The organism is Aestuariivirga litoralis (genome assembly GCF_003234965.1).
GTDB lineage: Bacteria > Pseudomonadota > Alphaproteobacteria > Rhizobiales > Aestuariivirgaceae > Aestuariivirga > Aestuariivirga litoralis.
Genome location: NZ_QKVK01000001.1, coordinates 297,312 through 313,485 on the forward strand (window position 1 = coordinate 297,312; position 16,174 = coordinate 313,485).

Genomic DNA, 16,174 nt, shown 5'->3' on the forward strand with positions numbered 1-16,174 from the left:
TCGTCACGAACGGGGGATTTGTTACACGGCACCTTCCGCCTGACAAGCCGATGCAATCGCTCACACGTGATCACGGCTGCGTGTGGCCTGTAACAATCCCCACGCCGGAGCCGAACTTCTCCACGTCGGGCCACTGATGCTCGTCGTTCCAGAGAGGAAACCACCATGAACAATCTGCTCATCGCGTCTGCCGTTGCCGCCGCACTGGCCCTTCCCGCCGTCGCCGCCGCGCAGGCAGGTCCGACACCGGCCCCGTCCTATGCCGCCGAAAAGTGCTTCGGCATCGCCAAGGCCGGCGCGAACGATTGCGCCTCGATGACCGGCACGCATTCCTGCGCCGGCATGTCGAAGGTCGACGCCGATCCCAATGAGTGGGTCTATGTGCCGGCCGGCTATTGCAGCCGCATCGTCGGTGGCCAGACCAAGTGACGCGCCACGGCGGGGCGGCCCCCGGGCCGTCCCCCGTTCCCCCGGGAGATCGCAATGACCAAGCCATTTTCGTTCCGGCAGGCAGGCGTCGGCCTTCGGCTCGAGCATCTCGCCAAGGTGCTGCGCGACAGGCCGGCCGCCGCATGGTTCGAGGTTCACCCCGAGAACGTCCTCGCCAACCCTCATGCCGCGGAAATGCTGGCGGAGATTGCCGCCCTATATCCGCTGTCAATCCACAGTGTCGGCATCTCGGCGGGAAGTGCGAGCGGTCTCGACCGCACTCACCTCGCGCGGGTGCGCGGCCTCGTCACGCGCCTCGACCCCGTGCTGCTGTCGGGCCATCTCGCATGGTCCACGCATGACGGTGAATACCTCAACGACCTTCTGCCGCTGCCCTATCACGCCCAGTCGCTGGACGTGATCTGCCGCCACATTGCCGAGATTCAGGATGCGCTCGGCATGGTGTTCCACCTCGAGAACCCGTCCAACTATCTCGGCTTCGCGGAGTCCACCATGACCGAAACCGCCTTTCTCACCGAGGTCGTGAAGCGTACCGGATGCCGGCTGCTCTGCGACGTGTCCAACATCCATGTCAGTGCACACAACATGGGCTACGACGCCCGCCGCTATGTCGACGAACTGCCGGGCGAGGCGATCGGGGAGTTTCATCTCGGGGGCTTCGAACTGGAAACGGAGCCGGGCGGGACGAGCGTCATCATCGACACCCATGCCCGCCCCATCGCCACCGAGGCCTGGGACCTTTACGCCTATGCCATCCACCGCTTCGGACCGCGCCCGACGTTGATCGAATGGGACAGCGCCCTCCCCGCCATGGATGTGCTTCTGGCGGAGGCGGCCAAGGCCGACCGGATCGCTGAACAGGTTCTCGTGGACCGCCATGCCCTCGCTGTTTGAGATGCAGGCGGGCTTCCGCGCCGCAATCGCCGGAGACGCTCCTGCCCCCCTTCTCGGCAGGCTGCATGCGCCCGCCAGCGTTGCCGGCCGGATGGAGATCTACCGCCGCCATCATCGTGAGAGTTTCCGCCGCCACCTGCGCGGCCGCTATCCCACTCTTGAGTGGCTGCTCGGAACCGATCGACTGCTGGAGCTGGCGGACCTGACGCTGCAGCGGTCACCGCCCCGCGCGCCCAGCATGGCCGAATATGGCGCTGCCTTGATCGAGACCCTCCGCAGCTGCGGCGATGACCTTCCGCCCTATGCCGCCGATGTTGGGCGCATGGATTGGCACCTCGGCTGTCTCTCCGTGTCGCTCGAGCATCAGCCGATGGCACTCGTCACACTGGCCGGCATCGACACGCTCCACCTGCCCCGGCTGCGCTTCACGCTGCAGCCCGGACTGGTCTTCATCCAGTCCGCCTGGCCGGTGGATGAATTGCTCCGCCTTCGCCTGCAGGACATCCTGCCGGACCGGTTCACCTTTGAGCCGTGCGAGACGCATCTGCAATTGCGGGGAGCACGCGGGGCATTCTCGCTGAACCGACTCGAACCGGACGTCTTCCAGTTCCGTGCAGGCCTCGCCGCCGGATGCAGCCTCGCAGACGCCGCCACACGGGGCACGCAGGCGAAACCCGGTTTCGATCTTTCAACCGCACTTGCCACGCTCTTCGCCGAGGGGCTGGTCATTGCCCATTCAGGAGAAAACGTCGATGTCTGACATCACCCATCCGGCTCCTGCCGGAATGACCTTGCGCGCACGCTTCCTTGCCTTGCGGGCGCTGTTCGAACGCGTGCCGCTGTCACTCATCCTGCTCGCCATGCGCATTGCCATGGGTTTCGTGTTCTTCAATGCCGGGCTGCTCAAGCTTCGCTCGTTCGATTTCGCGGTGCAGCTCTTTGCCAATGAATATCGCCTGCCGCTGCTGCCGCCCGAACTCGCGGCGCGGCTCGCCATGACGGTGGAACTCGGAGCACCGCTGTTTCTCTTCGCAGGGCTTGCCACAAGGCTGGCGACCTTGCCGCTGCTTGGCATGACACTGGTCATCGTCACCCTCGTCTACCCCGCGTCATGGGTGGAGAGCCTGCTCTGGGCAAGCGTGCTGGTGATGATCCTGACGCGTGGCCCCGGCGTCATCTCGCTCGACCATCTCATCGAGCGCTGGTTCTCGGCGCGCGGCCAGGTCTAGGCAAGCGACAACAGGGCTCCACCCGCGGCGAGGCCGAGGACCACGCTCCACGGCGGCATGCGCCACATGGTCAGCAGCACGAAGCCCAGCAGGGCCAGGGCGAAGTCTGCGGCGGTGTGGATCGCACTGGTCCACACGGGATTGTAGAGGGCCGCGCCCAGAACACCCACCACGGCGGCGTTGGCCCCCCGCATGGCGGCCTGGGCCAGTGGCCGCGAGCGGAAGGCGTCCCAGAACGGCAGGACGCCCACCACCAGCAACAGCCCCGGCAGGAACACGGCCACCAGCGCGATCGCCGCACCCGCGAGGCCGGATGGCTGCGGCCCCATCACTGCGCCGAGATAGGCAGCGAAGGTGAAGAGCGGCCCGGGAACGGCCTGCGCCGCGCCATAGCCGGCGAGGAAGGCATCGCCCGACACCCATCCGGGCTGGACCACCGCGGTCTCCAGCAGTGGCAGAACGACATGACCCCCGCCGAACACCAGTGCGCCCGCCCGGTAGAAAGCGTCGAACAGCGCCACGCCCTGCAGCGGGAGGATGCTCTCCAGAAGCGGCAGCCCGACGAGCAGCAACGCGAACAGGACCAGCGCCAGCCAGCCGACGAAGCTCGGCACCCCGGAATTGATGTGCCCGACCACGCTCACCGGCAGCTTTCGGCAGAGCCAAAGTCCCATCAAACCGCCGGTGACGATGGCGGCAACCTGCCCCACCGAACCGCCGACGAAGACGACAAAGAACACCGCCAGCAGCGCGATCCCGGCGCGGTCGCGATCGGGCGTCAGCGCCTGCGCCATGCCCCAGACGGCCTGGGCCACCACGGCCACTGCGACGAGCTTGAGGCCATGCAGCACGCCGGACCCGATGCCGGACCCGAACCAGCTTGCGCCAGAGGCAAACAGGATCAGCAGCAGGGCCGAGGGCAGCGTGAAGGCCGACCATGCCGCAAGCCCACCCAATGCCCCGGCGCGCAGCAGACCGAGCGAGAAGCCGACCTGGCTCGAGGCGGGGCCCGGCAGGAACTGGCAGAGCGCGACGAGGTCGGCATAGCCCGCCTCGTCGATCCACTTGCGGCGCACGACCAGCTCGTCGCGGAAATAGCCGAGATGCGCAACGGGGCCGCCGAAGGAGGTGAGACCAAGCTTCAGGAAGGCCAGGAATACTTCGCGGGCCGAGCCTCCCATTCACGTCACTCCCTGCGCGAACATCACCAGGGCACTTCGGTTCAGCACCATGATCCGGCTGTAGGATACGGAGATCCAGCCCCTGGCCTGCAGGCGCTGCAACTCCCTGTTCACCACCTGGCGTCCGACCGATGCCATTTCGCCGAGCTGCGACTGGGTGAGGATGACCTCAACAGCTGCATGCCCCGGGTCTTCGTCTATGCCGGGCGTGACGCGCAGCAGCGCCCCCGCGATGCGGCGGGCATGGTTCTGGACCAGCAGGTTCTCGATGATGGTGATGGCCGCATCCATGCCATACTCCCCGACCGAGAGGACCGCACGCTGGTGGAGAAGCGAAGCCGCGGCAATTTCCTGGAGAGCCAGCAGCGGCACATGCAGCAGCCACGTGGTTTCTGTGGGGCTGAAGGAGAGGACCCGCCGACGTCCGCGGATCAGCGGACCATAACCGAACCAGACGCCGCGCCGGCCGATGTGGGCAAGTCTCAGGCCATCCGGCTCGGTCGGCAGATAGATGCCGATGCCCCCCGATACAACGCCGCAGATGCCGCCTGCTTCGTCACCCGCATGGAACACGAAGTCCCCGGCGTCGTGCTTGACGAGGCGGGCCCGCTGCAGGACCGCCGCGCGGGCTTCCTCAGGCTGCTCCGAGAGCCAGCCGCGTTGCAGTATGAGGCGCTCAGCCGCTACCCGATCCATGTTTGCCCCCAGACATCGCCCATGTGATGCCATCGGGCCGTATTTGTCGCAAGCGCGACAATTCAAGGCCGGCATTCACGTTACTGTCCCCGTGGCGTTGCACCCGCGACGGCCCTGAGCGGCTCTGCAGGAAAGGAACCATGACCATGACCAGATTGACCCGCCGCAGGCTCGTCGGCGCAGGCCTGGCCGGGCTCCCGGCGATGGCGGTGTCGAGCCATGCCCTGGCCCTGACCGAGTCCCTCACCGACATCGGCGGGAGCATGGTCGAGGCGCCGTTGGCCACCATCTTCACAGCACGTGAGATCGTCACCCTCGATCCGGCCCGCCCGTTGGCCCAGGCCGTGGCGGTGGTGAACGGCCGCATCCTGTGGACCGGAAGCCTCGACGAGGTGAAAGCCATACTCGGTAGCCAGCCCTACACGATCGACCGCAGCTTCGAGGACCGCGTGGTGGTTCCCGGCTTCGTCGCCCAGCACGACCATCCGGTGCTCGCCGCCCTCACCATGTCCTCCGTCATCCTGTCGATCGAGGACTGGGTTCTGCCGGGCGGCACGGTGCCCGCCGTGAAGGACAAGGCGGACTTCATGGACCGGCTCGGCAAGGCCGTGGATGCCTGGACCGACGATGGCCGCGCGCTGCTGACCTGGGGCTATCACCCGGACTTCTATGGCCCCCTGACGAGGGCGGACCTCGACGGCATCAGCACGACGAAGCCCATCATCGTCTGGTGCCGTTCCTGTCACGAGATGATCTTCAACACGGCCCTGCTGCAGCGTGCCGGTATCACGGAAGCCGTTGTCGGGAGCTTTCCGGCAACGGCCAGGGAACAGTCCAACCTCGACGACGCGCAGTTCTGGGAGCAAGGGCTATTTGCCGTGATGCCAAAGATTGCTCACTACGCCGCATCGCCGGCGCGGCTGCAGGCCGGTCTCGAACTCACGCGCGACTACATGCACGCCAAGGGCATCACCATCGGGAACGAACCGGGCGGCATTCTGGCGAAGCCGGTGCAGGACGCGGTGAATGCCGTGTTCTCAAGCCCCGACATGCCGTTTCGCTGGTCCTTCATGGTCGATGCGAAGAGCATGGTGGCCGCCTATGCCGAGGATCAACAGGTGCTTGCCGAAACCGAGAAGCTCGCTTCGTGGTACGGCGGCATGACCAGCCTTGCGCCGCGGCAGGCCAAGCTCTTTGCCGATGGTGCGATCTACTCGCAGCTCATGCAGGTGCGCCAGCCCTATCTCGACGGCCACAAGGGCGCCTGGATGATGGACGAAGCCGCCTTCGACCGCGCCTTCCGCATCTACTGGGACGCGGGCTACCAGATCCACATCCACGTCAACGGCGATGCAGGATTGGACCGTGTTCTTGGCACGCTCGAAACGAACTTGCGCCGCAACCCGCGCTACGACCACCGCACCGTGCTGGTCCATTTTGCGGTCAGCGACCCGGACCAGGTCGCGCGCATCAAGGCGCTCGGCGCCATCGTCAGCGGCAACCCCTATTATGTCACGGCCCTTGCCGACCAGTATGCCAAGGTCGGCCTCGGGCCCGAGCGCGCTGACGACATGGTGCGCCTGGGCGATCTCGACCGCGCCGGCATCCGCTGGTCGCTGCACTCCGACATGCCCATGGCGCCGTGCGATCCGCTGTTCCTCATGTGGTGCGCGGTGAACCGCCTCACCGCATCGGGCCGCGTTGCCGCGCCGGATCAACGCACCACGGTCGAGAAGGCCTTGCGCGGCGTCACCATCGAGGCCGCATATTCGCTGAAGCTCGAGGACGAGATCGGCACCATCTCGCCCGGCAAGCGCGCCAACCTCACCATCCTGTCGGAAAACCCGTTGGCGGCGGATCCGGCAAAGCTGAAGGACATCGCCGTATGGGGCACCGTGATGGAGGGCCGTGTCCTGCCGGCGGGGAGCGGACAAAAAAAGGCCATGCTCGACCGGCCTTCAGGCGCAACGGAGGACCGTGAGCTGGCCTTCGCCGAAGCCGCGATCGGGCATGCCTTCAAGGTTTCGCACGGGCCCGAGTGAAAGCCCCGCCGCTGGAGAAACTGCCTGCGTTCCGCGGTGGCGACGACCTGCTCCGGGAGACGATTGAATTGGCTGCGGTGAAAAGTGGCGCACCCTGCGGCATAAATCATGCTCCTCGCACGCAGGCCGCGTCTTGGTGCGCGGATGGATTGCAGGGCATGGGGAAAATACTGATTCAGTTTACCTCTGGTTGATTTATCGTGGCCGAGAACTGGTAATCCGCCGCAAGAGATATGCCTCCATGTGCCGCTATTGTGTCTCCGACCTCTACCTCGCCGATGAACTGTTCGAACATGGAAGCGCGCACCTGTTCGGCAGACCGCAGTTCATGCCGAGCCGGAGAGATTTCCTTGCGCTGTCGGGTGCCACGGCGTCACTCCCGCTGATCGGACTCTCCGCTCCCGCGTTCGCCCAAGGATCAACCGCAGATGTCATCTTCACCAACGGCACGGTGGTCACCCTTCCGGGTCGTGATCCCGTGGCGGCACTCGCCATCGGCCAGGGCAAGGTTCTGGCGGCTGGCAGCAGCGAAGACATCATGGGGCTCAGGAGCACAGACACGGAAATCATCGATCTGGCAGGCCGCACGCTTCTTCCCGGCCTGCTGGATTCGCATCACCACACGGTGATGGCCGCGCTCGTCTTCGAGTTGCTGAATGATGTGGGATACAGCGTCTACCCGACCCGGCAGGAACTGATCGCAGGCCTGCGCGCCATTGCCGCCAGGACGCCGCCGGGACAGTGGGTGAGCGGCGCCAAGTTCGATAACCTCCTGCAGGGCGGCGACCTCAGCAGGCAGGAACTCGATTCCGTGTCGACCGAACACCCCATCTTCATCTGGTACGTCAACTCGCACGACGCCTGCGTCAACAGCATGGCCTACGAGGTGGCCAAGATTCCGCCCGACATCGGTCCGCTTCCTGCCAACGGCCGCTTCGGCCGCGATGCCAGCGGGCAGTACAATGGATTGATCTACGAGGAATCGGCGCTGCTCAAGTTCGCGCCCTTCTTTCTCCCCAAGATCACGCCAGAGATTGGCGCAAAGTCCCTCACCGATTACCTGAAGGCCGTGGCGGCCACAGGCACGACCTTCGTGCATGAGCCTGGCACGCTGCGCGCCGAGTGGATCGAGCCCTTCGCGAAGCTCTCGGGTGGCCTTTCTTGCCGGACCAGCGCCAGCGTCATGTATACCGACCTCAAGGCGCTCGCACCCTACAAGGGACTTGGCCTCGGCCCCAAGGCCGCGCAGTTCCCGAACGCCACCTTCTCGCTCTATGCGGTCAAGATCGTCGCCGACGGCTCGCCGCAGACCGAGACGGCGGCCTATACTGAGCCCTTCCTCAACAGCACCAACAAGGGCAAGCCGAACTTCACACCGGAACAACTGAAGGAGATGGTGGCCGCCATCAAGGACTTCGGCATGCCGGTCATCATCCATTGCAGCGGCGACTACACGGTGGACATCGCACTCGATGCCATCGAGGCGGCCTATGGCAGTTCGACGGCGCTCGGCATCAACCGCATCGAGCACTCGACCTTCACCCGCGCCGACCAGTACAAGCGCATGAAGTCGCTCAACGTCGAGCCTACCTTTTTGATGAACTGCGTGCGTTTCTACGGCAAGGCCTACCGCGAGCAGATCTTCGGGCCGGAGCGTACCAATTTCTCCGATGCCGCCGGCACCTGTATCAAGGAGGGCATCAACTTCAGCCTCCATACCGATGCGCCCTGCTCGCCGGTCGGTCCGCTGACGCTGGTGGAAACGGCCATCACGCGCCGCTGCATCATCGACGATTCGATCATCGGGGCGGACCAGGCGATCACGCTCGACCAGGCGCTGCGTGCCGTCACCATCGATGCCGCACGCCAGATCGGCATGGAAGACCGCCTTGGATCGCTTGATCCCGGCAAGGAAGCAGACATCACGATCCTCGAGGACAACCCCTACAAGGTCGATCCGGCGAGGATCGGCAAGATCAAGGTGTCCGAGACCTGGGTCGCGGGCAAGCAGCGCTATTCTTGACCGAGCTGGGGAAAGGCTGTCGGGCCCCGCGGGATGACGCTGATGAACGGGTGCTTTTGACAAGCCTCTGACTCGGCGGATCCCGGCCCCCGCGCACCTGCGCGCTGCTTGACAGCTTGCAGTTGCTTCCCGCATCCTGCAACCCAGCGACGTATTTCGAAGGCATGCCGTCAGGCCTCGGCTCTCGGAGCTTGGCGTTGCGCCCCGTGTTGCCGTCTTTCAATCAAGGATCATCTCATGAAGAAGCGCCTTGCCCTCGCCCTGCTTGTCTCATGCTCCCTGATCGGACCGGCCGTCTCCGAGGCCTGCACAAGGGCCGTCTACTTCGGTCTCGAGGGGCAGACCGTGACGGGCCGGACCATGGACTGGTTCAAGGCCGACATGCACACCAACATCTGGCTCTATCCGCGCGGGCTCGAGCGCAACAGCAACACGCGCGCGCCATTCAACTGGAAGAGCAAGTACGGCAGCATCGTCACCACGATTTATGAAGGCGCGGCCGCCGACGGCATGAACGAGAAGGGCCTGGTGGCCAACCTGCTCTACCTTCCCGAATCCAAGCATCCTCCGGCGAATGCCGGAGACAATCGGCCGACGCTGCCGAATTCGGCCTGGGTGCAATATGCCCTCGACAACTATGCCACCACGGCGGAGGCTGTCGAAGGCCTGCGCAAGGAAGAGTTCCGCATCGTTCCCATCCAGGCACCGACCGGAGAGCCGGGCACGGTCCATCTGTCGATCTCGGATGCCTCGGGCGACTCGGCGATTTTCGAATACCTCGACGGCAAGCTCACCATCCACCACGGCAAGGAATACCAGGTGATGACCAACTCACCGCCCTTCGACCAGCAACTGAGCCTGAACCAGTACTGGAAGACGATCGGCGGATCGACCATGCTGCCGGGCACCAACCGCGCCGCGGATCGCTTCGTGCGCGCCTCCTACTACATCAATGAGGCCACCCAGACCGCGGACCCGCGCACCGCCGTGGCGGCGGTGTTCAGCGTCATGCGCAATGTCAGCGTGCCCATCGGCATCAAGATTCCCGGCCAACCAAACATTGCCGACACGCTGTGGCTGACGGTCTCGGACCACAAGAACAGGGTCTATTATTACCAGAGCACCAACAGCCCCGGCATCATCTGGGCCAAGCTCGGAGCACTCGACTTATCGGAAGGCTCCGGTCCGCGCCGACTGACGCTCGACGGATTTCCGGACACGGCCGGAGACCAGACCCAGAACTTCAAGCCCACAGAGCTTTTCAAGTTCATGGCGCCGGATCAATAGGCCGCCAGGGACGAGTGGCGCTCGCTGCAGCCCGCACCGCGCTCTTGCGGTTCATGTCTTGTCGGCATTCGGCGGCGGCCGTGCCACCCTTTCTATGACTCGCGAAGGATCGGTCAGATTTCGTCGCGGATCAGGGGCGTTGTGGAACAATGGATGCCGCCGCCATTCAGCTGCATTGCTGCATAGGGCAGCACGGTCCACCGGACGCCGTGAGCGGCAAGGCTGTCGAGGGTCCGGTTGGTTGCGCCCTCGGGCATAATCAGCTCGCCGGGCGCCACGGCCAGTGAATTTATGATCCACTTGTTGTCGGCCGGCGTGATCTCGATGGTGCGTATCCTCAGGTCCTTCAGCTTCTCCAGGAAGGAGAAGGGCAGCCCGAAGGGATCGACCAGCGCCAGGTCACGATCGATCATCAGGAATGACCCGTCGATGTGGATGTCGTAGCCGACGAGGTCTATGGCGAGCAGTTCCACCCCCTGTCGCCTGAGGACCTCCGCGACCTGTTCGGCGCCTTCCCGGTTGACGCGAATGCCGCAGCCGATCACGGCGGTTTTCGGATTGATCCAGGCGAAGCTGCCACCCTCCATCAGGGCGGAACCCGACAAGGTTCGTAGAATGGGAATGCCAAGCCTGGCGAGCGTTCGCGTGACTGCAAGTTCCTCTCCGCGCCGGATGCGCGTGCCCATCCGGCAGACAATGGCGCCGCCCTTGACCATGATCAGCGGATCGCGCGTATAGCAGGACTTCAGCCGCCCGCCATCGACACCGTCAACGAAATGAACCTCGACCCCCCGGGCCTTCAGCGCGGCCACGAAGGCATCGTGCTGCTCCTGCATCTCGGAGAGGGGCGGCACGCTGTCGCTCTGGAAATACCAGCCCTTCTCCAGGTCGCCAAAGGAACCGATGCTCTCGATGCGCTTCGCCGGATCGACGACCGCCATCTCGGGCCCGGGGCGGTGCATGAGAATGGAGCGGATCGCACCGACGTCGTTGTCCACGCCCCAGGCGCGGCCCCAGTGACGAACGAGCTCGTCCCGGCTCTCGAAGGGTGGGTCGCCTGGCGTGGCGAACATTCGAACGGTTTCGTTGTAGATCCAGCCAGGCGGTGCGCTGTCTGTCATCTTGGCCACTCCCCGCGCCTTCATCTCTCAGGCGAAGGGCTCAAAAACTTGCAGTTTCCAGGTCTGCTGGCAACACCGAACTTCGAGACATGGGAATTGCCTTGCTGTCAGCCGTGCGGCGCAATCCACTTGTAGATCGACGCGATTTGTAGATCGTCGCGATGACCGAGCCGTGCTTCGAGGTCCAGACGATCGAGCCGGTGTCCACGCCGCCATCGCGTTTCAAGCCCGCCGGGAACGCCCAAGGGTCGGTGACGGCCTCCTCCGCCCAGTCCGTCGTCCGGCCGATGAGGTGACGGCGGAGAGGTAGGCGGCGGACCCCTGAATTCAGCGCGACCCGGGTGCAAGGGCGCTTCCCCTCAGTCGATCCCCGACTTGATTCACGTCAAGATGGAAAATCGGATCATCGCCCCTAATCCGCGGAAACCCGAATTCGGGGCAGATTTCCATTGGCGAAGAAGGATGCCGGACCATGATCTCCAAGCGCACATTCCTGAAGTCCGGGGCAGCCACACTTGCCGGCTTCGTGATCGGTGTTCCATCTGCGAGCGCCGAGTGGCGCCAGGGGCGGCCGGGCCTCATGTCAGTCCAGGAGATTGCCGAGGCGGCCTACATCTACGGCCTGCCCATCGTCATGAATTATGGTGCCATGTTCGAACTCGTCATCGACAAGGCGTCGAGCCAATTCCGCGCGCCATTCAACACGCTCTACAGCGAGGCACGGGTGTTCACCTACGAGGACACCGCCATCGTCACGCCGAACAGTGATACGCCCTATTCGCTGCTGTGGACCGACTTGCGCACCGAGCCCATGGTGATCTCGATTCCCGACATCGACCCGAAGCGCTATTTCTCGGTGCAGCGCGGAGTGCAGTTTCCAATGAATTCCTACACTTAAGCTGTTGGCGCTCCCTGCGGGAATCGAACCCGCCTTTGCAACGTGAGAGGCTGCCGTCCTAACCGATAGACGAAGGGAGCTCTCCGAGGAATGGGCACCCTATATAGGGGCTCTTCCGCCAGTGCAAGCCCCTCAGGGGCCGGCCGAAATGCGGGAGATGACGGCGTTCTTCCGCACGTCCACCACGATCACCTCGCGGCCGGTGTTGATCACCAGGCTGTTGCCGTCGAGTGCCGCCGAGCGGATGTCGGCGCCGGCGGGGAGGCCGAGATTCAGCACCTGCGGCGGCGGTTCGGGCCTGGGCGGGGCCTTGTGGTTGGCCTTCCAGATGATCCCCACGATCAGCGTCACGAGAAGCAGCACGAAGATGACGCCCATGATATAGACCAGCCGCAGCAGGCGGCGGGTGCCGGGGGGCAGTTCCATCGGCGCCGCTTCGCTCGTCTGCAGGGGATCGGATTCGTTCATGTCAGTGCCTTCACAACGCCTCGAAACCAGTGCCGCCGCGGCGGACCGCCTCGACAAGGCGCTGGCCGCCGCCTTTCCCGACGTGAGCCGGGCGCGGTTCCAGGCCCTTATCGCGGAAGGGGCGGTGTCTGTCGAGGGCGCCACGGTGACCGAGGCCCGCCACAAGGTGAAACCGGGCGATCAGCTTCGCGTTGTCCTTCCGGAAGCAGCGCCGGCGCTCCCCCAGGCGGAGGAGATGGCGCTGCCAATCGTTTTTGAAGACGAGGACCTGATCGTGATCGACAAGCCCGCCGGACTGGTGGTCCACCCGGGTGCGGGCAACGAGACCGGCACGCTGGTGAATGCGCTCATCGCCCATTGCGGCGACAGCCTGTCGGGGATCGGCGGGGTGAGGCGCCCCGGCATCGTGCACCGCCTCGACAAGGATACCAGCGGCCTCCTCGTCGTCGCCAAGAATGACAGGGCCCACCACGGCCTGTCCGACCAGTTCGCCGCCCATGGCCGCGACGGGCGCCTGGAGCGGAGCTACCTCGCCCTCGTCTGGGGCGTGCCGGAGCGCCGCCAGGGCACGATTTCGGCGGCGATCGACCGATCCACCGCCAACCGCCAGAAGATGGCAGTGTCGCGCAGCGCCAATGCCCGCGAGGCGGTGACCCATTATGAGGTTCTCGAGGTGCTGGGAACTCCGCCCGTGGCCAGCCTCGTGCGCTGCGTGCTGGAAACCGGCCGCACCCACCAGATCCGCGTCCACATGGCCCATATCGGGCACCCGCTGCTGGGTGACGGGGTCTATGGATCCGGCTTCCGGACCTCGGCGAAGAAGCTGTCGGACGACGCAAGGAACGCGCTTAATGCCTTGAATCGTCAGGCCCTTCACGCCACCACCCTGGGCTTCGAGCACCCCCGGACGGGCCGCCAGCTGCAGTTCGACAGCCCCGCACCGGAAGATTTTGCAATGCTGCTGGCCGCCCTGCGCTTGAACAACACGCAAGCGTGACTATCTGTAACTGCTCCAGTGTCGTATTTTCTGCGTAATTGTCCGTTAAGAACAGCACTCAGACAGGAAAGGCTTTGAACATGGCAAAGACCACGTCCCTCCCCGCCATCGCCTCGGGTGAAGCCGGTCTGCAGCGCTATCTGCAGGAAATCCGCAACTTCCCGATGCTCCAGCCGGACGAGGAATACATGCTCGCCAAGCGCTGGAAGGAACACGGCGACAGCCGCGCCGCCGAGAAGCTCATCACCTCGCACCTCCGCCTGGTGGCCAAGATCGCCATGGGCTACCGCGGCTATGGCCTGCCCATCGGCGAGGTCATCTCCGAGGGCAATGTTGGCCTCATGCAGGCCGTGAAGAAGTTCGAGCCGGACAAGGGCTTCCGCCTTGCCACCTACGCCATGTGGTGGATCAAGGCGTCGATTCAAGAGTTTGTTTTGCGGTCCTGGTCGCTCGTGAAGATGGGTACCACGGCAAACCAGAAGAAGCTGTTCTTCAACCTGCGCAAGGTGAAGAGCCAGATCGAGGCCATGCAGGACGGCGACCTGCGCCCCGACCAGGTGGAACTGATTGCCAAGAAACTGGGCGTCACCGAAGAGGACGTCGTGTCGATGAACCGCCGCCTCGGCGGCGACACCTCGCTCAATGCCACCATCCGCGAGGATGGCGAGGGCGAATGGCAGGACTGGCTGGTGGATGAATCCGACAACCAGGAGGAAATGCTCGTCCAGTCGGAGGAGCAGTCGATGCGCCATGGCCTGCTGCAGGATGCGATGGAGAAACTCACCGACCGCGAGCGCCGCGTCTTCGAGGCGCGCCGCCTGCAGGACGATCCGGCGACGCTGGAAGACCTGAGCCAGGAGTTCGGCGTCTCGCGCGAGCGCATCCGGCAGATCGAGGTGCGCGCCTTCGAGAAGGTTCAGAAGGCTGTGAAGAACGCCTCCCAGCGCCTGCTCGGACCCAAGACGCTTCCAGCCCCGACGGCGTGAGCGCGCCCTCCGGCGCCCTCACCGCTGGACGTTCCAGACAGCGCATCACATTGATCGATGAGGCAGACGTACGCTTCGACGCCCGTGGTGCGTGGAATGTCGTCGCTGCCATCCGGATGACGCATCCAGACTGGGGTCACACTATTTTTTTGCGGAAAACTTCTTCCATAAAAATGGAATGCATGTTAACGTAGCGTTATTCTCCAATTCAGTCTGACATGAGGTGCCTGAAATGAAGGTTCCGAATTCGACTGGTCCCGCGCTGACGATCAGCCGGGGGCAGATGCGCGAACGGCTGGCGTCTCTGATGAAGCGAATCGAGGAGGTTCCCGACATGAGAGAGCAGTTCCTGCTCGATCCGGCGGGAACCCTCGCCGAGGAGGTCACGGGAGCTTGCGCGAGCCGGCATCAAATTTCGGAAGTCAACCGGCTCATGTTTGCCATTCTGGCGAATGATGACCTGGTGGAATGGATCGCCGAGTTCGAGCCCAGGCGGAAATCTGCGGCACGTGAGGTGTTCGTCGAGAACTTTGCAAAGAAGGTCGTGGAACTCGGGGATGCGACCGTGCTGGGAGCGATCATCAGCAATGCGGCGGTCGGCAATGGCTTTCCAGGTCTCGGGCAGATCGCCTACCAATGCGTCTCCAACGAAACAACGGGCAAGAGGACCTGCACCTGCACACCGGTCGCCAAGGCGTCGCTCGGCCGCGAATACGGCATCGATCCGGCCACGATCCGCTCCCTCTCCGAGGCGCTGGTGGAACGTGCACGAGAATTGGCGCGAACCGGGCAGCTTGAGCAATTGAACGCGATCATGTGATGCCCGGTGGTCACACGGCGGGGATTGTCCGGCACAGGACGCTTTCGCTTTTGCCAACGCGGCGCTGCAATGCGAGTTGCCGGAATTGCGGTTCCTTCTCGGGACCTTCGGCACGTGATGCGCTCGATATCGACGACGTACGAAAGGTGATCGCCGAGGCGCATTCACTCGGGTTCGAATTGGTCGTCTTCACAGGGGGTGAGGCCACTCTGGCGCCGGATGTGCTGGCAGATGGTTTGCGCCTGGCCCGGGTGCTTGGCCTGCGGACGCGATTGGTGACCAATGGTCACTGGGCCCAATCCACGGAGGTCGCCATTGCTGAGGCAGAACGCCTCGCGGCCCTTGGTCTTGACGAGCTGAATGTCAGCACGGGCGACGAGCACGCGCGGTTCGTGCCTCTGTCTTCTGTCTGCCGGGCGGCGGCGGCCAGTTTCAAGGTCTTTGGCACCGCCGTCATCACGGTCGAACTCAGGTCGGCGCGCCCGATCACCCGCAAGACGGTGCTGGATGCCTTGCGCGCCGAGGGGCTGAGCGTGGATGAGATCGCCGCACTCAAGATCATCGAGTCGCCGTGGATGCCCGTCAGTCCCTTCAGGACCGAAATCTATGAAGCCGGCCATGCAGTTGATCGCACCAACCTCAGCATGAGGTCGGGATGCGAGAGCATCCTCGAGACCTATACTGTCGAGCCCGATGGCGTGGTCACGTCCTGCTGCGGCCTTGGCGCCAACATCATTCCGGAGCTTCACGTCGGGCAGGTGAGCGACCCTGACGCGCTTGCCACCGCGGTGGACCGCTCCGAGGGCGATCTCCTCAAGCTGGCAATCCGCTACATGGGGCCGGAGAAGATACTGGCCTGGGCCGCCTCGCTTGATCCGGCCATCGATTGGGAAGGCATGTATGCGCATAACTGCCAGGCCTGTCACCGGCTCTATCGCGACGAGCGCGTCAGGAGCGTCATCGCCCGTCACCTGCAGGACATCGAGACAAACATCCTTGCCGCGGTGGTCTTCGATGAGGCGCTCTACCCGTCCGTCATTGCCGATGCAGCGAGAGTGTCGAAGAGCGGCTAGTCGTCCGGT

General features: G+C 64.3%; 16 protein-coding genes and 1 tRNA gene. 12 read left to right on the plus strand and 5 right to left on the minus strand.

The window, feature by feature from the left end; translation table 11 throughout:
- Window positions 1-165: 165 nt before the first annotated feature.
- Genes DK847_RS01505 through DK847_RS01520 form a run of 4 tightly spaced genes read left to right on the plus strand, consistent with a single transcriptional unit; the run spans window position 166 to window position 2,573 of the window.
- On the plus strand, window positions 166-429 hold the full coding sequence (locus DK847_RS01505) for a BufA1 family periplasmic bufferin-type metallophore (protein WP_111195842.1): 264 nt from the start codon (window positions 166-168) through the stop codon (window positions 427-429).
- A gap of 54 nt (window positions 430-483) precedes the next feature.
- The gene (bufB, locus tag DK847_RS01510; RefSeq protein WP_111195843.1) at window positions 484-1,344 is read left to right on the plus strand and encodes an MNIO family bufferin maturase; all 861 of its coding nucleotides are present in this window, start codon (window positions 484-486) and stop codon (window positions 1,342-1,344) included.
- Window positions 1,328-2,104: an HvfC/BufC N-terminal domain-containing protein gene (locus DK847_RS01515; protein WP_161957094.1), complete on the plus strand. Its 777-nt coding sequence runs from the start codon at window positions 1,328-1,330 to the stop codon at window positions 2,102-2,104. Before bufB ends, DK847_RS01515 begins: the two co-directional genes overlap by 17 nt.
- Window positions 2,097-2,573: a DoxX family protein gene (locus DK847_RS01520; protein WP_111195844.1), complete on the plus strand. Its 477-nt coding sequence runs from the start codon at window positions 2,097-2,099 to the stop codon at window positions 2,571-2,573. The genes DK847_RS01515 and DK847_RS01520 overlap by 8 nt, the downstream gene beginning before the upstream one ends.
- Here DK847_RS01520 and chrA read toward each other — a convergent pair.
- Both chrA and DK847_RS01530 read right to left on the minus strand, forming a co-directional pair.
- Window positions 2,570-3,754, minus strand: coding sequence for a chromate efflux transporter (gene chrA, locus DK847_RS01525; RefSeq protein WP_111195845.1), 1,185 nt, complete (start codon window positions 3,752-3,754; stop codon window positions 2,570-2,572). The two genes, DK847_RS01520 and chrA, sit on opposite strands and share 4 nt — an antisense overlap.
- Window positions 3,755-4,450 carry a Crp/Fnr family transcriptional regulator gene (locus DK847_RS01530; protein ID WP_161957095.1) on the minus strand — a complete coding sequence of 232 codons (696 nt, stop codon included), beginning with the start codon at window positions 4,448-4,450 and terminating at the stop codon, window positions 3,755-3,757.
- A gap of 146 nt (window positions 4,451-4,596) precedes the next feature.
- Between DK847_RS01530 and DK847_RS01535 the strand changes: the two genes are divergently transcribed.
- The 3 genes from DK847_RS01535 (at window position 4,597) to DK847_RS01545 (ending at window position 9,802) form a co-directional block, all read left to right on the plus strand.
- Window positions 4,597-6,492, plus strand: coding sequence for an amidohydrolase (locus DK847_RS01535; RefSeq protein ID WP_111195847.1), 1,896 nt, complete (start codon window positions 4,597-4,599; stop codon window positions 6,490-6,492).
- Window positions 6,493-6,733: 241 nt separating this feature from the next.
- On the plus strand, window positions 6,734-8,515 hold the full coding sequence (locus DK847_RS01540) for an amidohydrolase (RefSeq protein ID WP_111195848.1): 1,782 nt from the start codon (window positions 6,734-6,736) through the stop codon (window positions 8,513-8,515).
- Between the two features lie 237 nt (window positions 8,516-8,752).
- Entirely contained in the window at window positions 8,753-9,802 is a 1,050-nt protein-coding gene (locus DK847_RS01545; RefSeq protein WP_111195849.1) for a linear amide C-N hydrolase, read from the plus strand.
- Between the two features lie 113 nt (window positions 9,803-9,915).
- On the opposite strand, the gene DK847_RS01550 is transcribed toward DK847_RS01545, so the two are convergent.
- On the minus strand, window positions 9,916-10,923 hold the full coding sequence (locus tag DK847_RS01550) for a dimethylarginine dimethylaminohydrolase family protein (protein WP_111196314.1): 1,008 nt from the start codon (window positions 10,921-10,923) through the stop codon (window positions 9,916-9,918).
- Window positions 10,924-11,395: 472 nt separating this feature from the next.
- On the opposite strand from DK847_RS01550, the gene DK847_RS01555 reads away from it, so the two are divergent.
- On the plus strand, window positions 11,396-11,821 hold the full coding sequence (locus DK847_RS01555; RefSeq protein ID WP_111195850.1) for a DUF1254 domain-containing protein: 426 nt from the start codon (window positions 11,396-11,398) through the stop codon (window positions 11,819-11,821).
- Between the two features lie 5 nt (window positions 11,822-11,826).
- Here the strand turns inward: DK847_RS01555 and DK847_RS01560 are convergent.
- Window positions 11,827-11,901 (minus strand) — tRNA-Glu (locus tag DK847_RS01560).
- 52 nt (window positions 11,902-11,953) lie between these two features.
- Window positions 11,954-12,289, minus strand: coding sequence for a hypothetical protein (locus tag DK847_RS01565; RefSeq protein ID WP_111195851.1), 336 nt, complete (start codon window positions 12,287-12,289; stop codon window positions 11,954-11,956).
- Between DK847_RS01565 and DK847_RS01570 the strand changes: the two genes are divergently transcribed.
- The 4 genes from DK847_RS01570 to DK847_RS01585 all read left to right on the plus strand — a co-directional run bounded on the left by DK847_RS01570 (window position 12,288) and on the right by DK847_RS01585 (window position 16,165).
- Complete coding sequence (locus tag DK847_RS01570) at window positions 12,288-13,286, plus strand: RluA family pseudouridine synthase (protein WP_111195852.1); 999 nt, start codon at window positions 12,288-12,290, stop codon at window positions 13,284-13,286. The two genes, DK847_RS01565 and DK847_RS01570, sit on opposite strands and share 2 nt — an antisense overlap.
- A gap of 80 nt (window positions 13,287-13,366) precedes the next feature.
- Window positions 13,367-14,272 (plus strand): RNA polymerase sigma factor RpoH, encoded by a 906-nt coding sequence (rpoH, locus tag DK847_RS01575; RefSeq protein ID WP_111195853.1) that lies wholly within the window; start codon window positions 13,367-13,369, stop codon window positions 14,270-14,272.
- Window positions 14,273-14,504: 232 nt separating this feature from the next.
- Entirely contained in the window at window positions 14,505-15,092 is a 588-nt protein-coding gene (locus DK847_RS01580) for a hypothetical protein (RefSeq protein ID WP_111195854.1), read from the plus strand.
- Window positions 15,092-16,165, plus strand: a complete 1,074-nt coding sequence (locus DK847_RS01585; protein ID WP_111195855.1) for a radical SAM protein — start codon at window positions 15,092-15,094, stop codon at window positions 16,163-16,165. The genes DK847_RS01580 and DK847_RS01585 overlap by 1 nt, the downstream gene beginning before the upstream one ends.
- Window positions 16,166-16,174: the final 9 nt, after the last annotated feature.

Excerpts from the sequence above, each read along its gene's own strand:
- DK847_RS01585 (WP_111195855.1), top strand. The coding sequence starts at position 15,092 with ATGCCCGGTGGTCACACGGCGGGGATTGTCCGGCACAGGACGCTTTCG.
- DK847_RS01565 (WP_111195851.1), bottom strand. The coding sequence starts at position 12,289 with ATGAACGAATCCGATCCCCTGCAGACGAGCGAAGCGGCGCCGATGGAA.
- bufB (WP_111195843.1), top strand. The coding sequence starts at position 484 with ATGACCAAGCCATTTTCGTTCCGGCAGGCAGGCGTCGGCCTTCGGCTC.
- DK847_RS01540 (WP_111195848.1), top strand. The coding sequence starts at position 6,734 with ATGTGCCGCTATTGTGTCTCCGACCTCTACCTCGCCGATGAACTGTTC.
- DK847_RS01505 (WP_111195842.1), top strand. The coding sequence starts at position 166 with ATGAACAATCTGCTCATCGCGTCTGCCGTTGCCGCCGCACTGGCCCTT.
- DK847_RS01555 (WP_111195850.1), top strand. The coding sequence starts at position 11,396 with ATGATCTCCAAGCGCACATTCCTGAAGTCCGGGGCAGCCACACTTGCC.
- DK847_RS01535 (WP_111195847.1), top strand. The coding sequence starts at position 4,597 with ATGACCAGATTGACCCGCCGCAGGCTCGTCGGCGCAGGCCTGGCCGGG.
- DK847_RS01515 (WP_161957094.1), top strand. The coding sequence starts at position 1,328 with ATGCCCTCGCTGTTTGAGATGCAGGCGGGCTTCCGCGCCGCAATCGCC.
- DK847_RS01580 (WP_111195854.1), top strand. The coding sequence starts at position 14,505 with ATGAAGGTTCCGAATTCGACTGGTCCCGCGCTGACGATCAGCCGGGGG.
- rpoH (WP_111195853.1), top strand. The coding sequence starts at position 13,367 with ATGGCAAAGACCACGTCCCTCCCCGCCATCGCCTCGGGTGAAGCCGGT.
- DK847_RS01520 (WP_111195844.1), top strand. The coding sequence starts at position 2,097 with ATGTCTGACATCACCCATCCGGCTCCTGCCGGAATGACCTTGCGCGCA.
- DK847_RS01550 (WP_111196314.1), bottom strand. The coding sequence starts at position 10,923 with ATGACAGACAGCGCACCGCCTGGCTGGATCTACAACGAAACCGTTCGA.
- DK847_RS01570 (WP_111195852.1), top strand. The coding sequence starts at position 12,288 with ATGTCAGTGCCTTCACAACGCCTCGAAACCAGTGCCGCCGCGGCGGAC.
- chrA (WP_111195845.1), bottom strand. The coding sequence starts at position 3,754 with ATGGGAGGCTCGGCCCGCGAAGTATTCCTGGCCTTCCTGAAGCTTGGT.
- DK847_RS01530 (WP_161957095.1), bottom strand. The coding sequence starts at position 4,450 with ATGGATCGGGTAGCGGCTGAGCGCCTCATACTGCAACGCGGCTGGCTC.
- DK847_RS01545 (WP_111195849.1), top strand. The coding sequence starts at position 8,753 with ATGAAGAAGCGCCTTGCCCTCGCCCTGCTTGTCTCATGCTCCCTGATC.